We start from the raw sequence: 3,227 nt of genomic DNA, 5'->3' as shown, positions 1-3,227 counted from the left end.
GCGTCGGTCCATCGCTCGTCGCGGCCGTCGTCCCACGGGAGGTCCCCCTCGCCCAGTCGCTCGTAGACGATGGTGTGTTCGACGTGGCCGACCCGTTCGATTGCCGCGTCGGCAGTCCCTTTCAGCGTGATCGGATCGCCTCGGCGGTAGAACCCGTCGCCGGTGAACAACACCGAACACTCGCTGTCGTCGATCCGGGTCGCCGTCGCCTCGGTCCCGAACCCCGAGAAGATGGGAACGGCGATAGCGCCGACCTTCAGACAGCCGTAGAGGATCGAGACGACTTCGGGTACCATCGGCATGTAGAGGCCGACGGTGTCGCCGGTCGTGACCCCGCGTTCCTCGAGGGCGTTTGCGACGCGGTTGGCCTCCCTGTGGAGGTCGTGGTAGGTCTGTTCGCGCACCTCGCCGTCCTCGCCCTCCCAGATGGTAGCGACGTGGTTGCGGGTCCCGCTGTCGACGGCCGCGTGCCGGTCGACGGTGTTGTGCGCGATATTCAACTCGCCGCCGGGATACCAGTCGCTGAACTGCGGCCCGTCGGTGTCGTCCCTGACCGCGTCGTACTCCTCGAAGAAGTCGATGCCGAGGTAGTCGACTACCTCGTCCCAGAACCACTCGACGCCGGACTCGGGGACGCCCTCGAGGTCGGTCGTCGTCCGCTCGATCAACGACTCGCGGTCCTCGATGCCGTAGGCCCGCATAAACTGCCGGACGTTCGTCGCCGCGGCGAACTCGGGGTCGGGTTCGTAGACGACTTCGTCACGTGTTCCCATACCGTACGATACTCGAACGCGGCAATTAGTTCTTGCCCGTCTCGAAGGCGTCGTCTATCTTCCGGGCTATCTTGGTCGGGTAGCCGCCGCTCTCGGCGTGTATCTCGACGACGATTCCGTACTGCACCACGGCGATGGAGAGGCCGATGGCGAACCCGAACAGGAGGCCGACGGGGTAGCCCTCCGATAACGACCCACTGAGGACGAACGCGACCATCGACGTCACGAGGAACCCGACGAGGCCGACCAACTGAACGAGCGTGTGCCGTTCCATACCAGTATCACTCTCGGCGACTGATATAACGATTTGCGGTGGTCACACTTCCGAGCGTTTGATCAGCGCGTACAGCACGAGGCCGCTGAGGATGACGCTGACGTAGACGCTCCCGGCCGCGAGCAGGTTGCGATGCCCCCCTGCGGGGAGGCGTTGCCGTACCCGATGGTGAGGAAGGTGATATAACTGAACGAGAGGTTGGCGTAGAACGCCCGTATCCCGGTGTCGCTGAGTATCTCCCCCGCGGTGGCGACTGTCCGCTCCTCGATGACGCCCGTGGTCGCGAACAACTCGGGGCTCAGGCCCGGGAGGAGACCGCCGTAGGTGTACAACAGCGCCGGGAGGACGGGAAACAGCGCGAACACGACAGCGATGCGGGATAGCCTGAGCCCGTGGCCACAAGTGATGCCGAGAAAGAGGTTCTCGAGCGCCCGCGCGGCGTTGCGAAGCCGTGTCCCGGCGTCCTCGCTTCCGTCGCCGACGATGTCCCAGTACTTCCGGCGGGCGAACTGCTGGCGCTTGACCCGGAACTCCCCGGCGGCCTGTCGGTTCCCGACTCCCGAGGCCGCCGTCTTGGCTTTGAGGTAGGTGCGCTCGACGACGGCGGGCACCATCGGCACCGCCGGGTCGTGGTCCGCCCACGAGCTATCGAACTCGTGGAGGACGTAGCGGTTGCGGTCGAGGTAGTCGGTGTGGTCGCTGAAGTCGAAGTCGTACTCGTCGTAGGCGTCGAACTCCGTCTCACAGAACCGGAAGTAGTCGAGCAGTTCCTGCCGGTCGACGGTCCGTTCGGCGTCAAGTTCGACGGCGCCGATACTCGCCCGCGTCAGGTCGTACCGTACCCAGTTGTCCGCCGGTTGGACGATGCGACCCGTCCGCAGAGAGGCCTCGGTGAAGTTGACGTACGCCTCGTTCGTCCGGGGGGTCATCTCGAAGGCGAAGTCGTTCTCGAAGACGGCCTTCCGGAAGTCCAGCAGTCCGTCGAAGACGACGCCGGTGAACGTCGCGGCCTCGAAGACGGCGTTGTCGAAGTCGACGTCGCCGGCGAAACGCACGTCGACGAACGTCGCCGCCGTGTCGAGGTGGTTGTCCCGACCCTGAAACTCCGCGCCCCGGAACACGCAGTCCGTCCCGAACTCACCCTCCGTGAAGTCGGCGTCGCCGCCGAATCGCGCCTCGTCGAAATCGGCAGTACCTTCGAAGGCAGTCTTTCGGAAGTGGGCGTCGCCGTTCCAGACGCACTCTTGGAAGTGTGCCAGCGACGCGAACGTCGCCGCGTCGAAGTTCGTGTACCGGAACACCGACTTCTCGAAGTCGGCCTCCCCCTCGAAGTTGCTGCCTTCGAAGGTCGTGTCGTCTTCGAGGTTACGGGCCCCGCCGCGGTAGGCGACGCCGCGGAAGTCCGCCTGCGCCCCGAAGGTCACGTCGTCGAAAGAGATGTCGCCGTCACACCGCGTCTCGTCGAAATCGGCGCGGGCCTCGAAGACGGTGCCGGTGAACGCGGCGTCTCCCTCGAAGGTAGCCTCCTCGAAGATCGCCTCGGACTCGAAGGTGGCGTCGTCGAAGCGGACGAACTCGAAATCGGCCTGTCGGAAATCCGCCTCCCCGCGGAAGGTCGCTTCGCGGAACCGCGTGTTGTCCCCCAGACGGTTCGACGCCCCGTAGAAGGAGGCGGCGCTGAACGCGGCCGACGCCTCGAACGTCGCCTCGTCGAAGTAGACGTTGTCCTCGAAGGTCGCCTCCCGGCAGTCGAACCGGTCGGTGAGCGTGGCTCCCTCGAACTCCGCGTTCCCCCGGAACGTGGTCTCGTGGGCGAGGAGGCCGTCGATGGTCGCGCCGTTGGCGGTCGTATCGTGTTCGAACGTCGCGTCGTCGAGCGTCACGGTCCCCACGTCCGCGTCGTCGAGGATCACCGGGACCCGGACCGTGGCGTTCGTGAGGTCGATGGCGCCCACCGCCGCGCCCGAGAGGTCGAGCGGTGCGGTGTCGACGCCCCGGAGCACCTGATGGCTGAGGTCGACGTCCGGGAGTGTCGCGCCCGAGAGGTCCTTCGCCTCGCGGCCGCCGCGCCGGACGACGGTGAGCAACGCCTGTCCGACCTCAGCCGTCGAGATACCCGCCGCGTCGCGTTCGTCCGGGCCCGTCTCGAGGATGTCCGTCGCCGCCGACAGCGACATCTC

The 3,227-nt window shown here is 66.1% G+C and carries 3 protein-coding genes; all 3 read right to left on the bottom strand.

Translation table 11 applies throughout. The annotated features are described in order from the left end of the window. On the bottom strand, nt 1-773 hold a 773-nt coding region (locus GJ629_RS15180; protein ID WP_157513767.1), incomplete at its 3' end, for an AMP-binding protein. Between the two features lie 25 nt (nt 774-798). Continuing rightward, the gene (locus GJ629_RS15175; RefSeq protein ID WP_157513766.1) at nt 799-1,047 is read right to left on the bottom strand and encodes a hypothetical protein; all 249 of its coding nucleotides are present in this window, start codon (nt 1,045-1,047) and stop codon (nt 799-801) included. Nucleotides 1,048-1,109: 62 nt separating this feature from the next. Next, a partial coding sequence (locus GJ629_RS15170) for a pentapeptide repeat-containing protein (protein WP_157513765.1) occupies nt 1,110-3,227 on the bottom strand: 2,118 nt, incomplete at its 5' end.

The sequence above is a fragment of the Halapricum sp. CBA1109 genome (genome assembly GCF_009741825.1).
In the GTDB taxonomy this organism is placed as follows: Archaea; Halobacteriota; Halobacteria; order Halobacteriales; family Haloarculaceae; genus Halapricum.
Note: the sequence above shows the minus strand (reverse complement) of the source record. Positions and strands in the feature narration are given on the sequence as shown.

Excerpts from the sequence above, each read along its gene's own strand:
- GJ629_RS15175 (WP_157513766.1), bottom strand. The coding sequence starts at position 1,047 with ATGGAACGGCACACGCTCGTTCAGTTGGTCGGCCTCGTCGGGTTCCTC.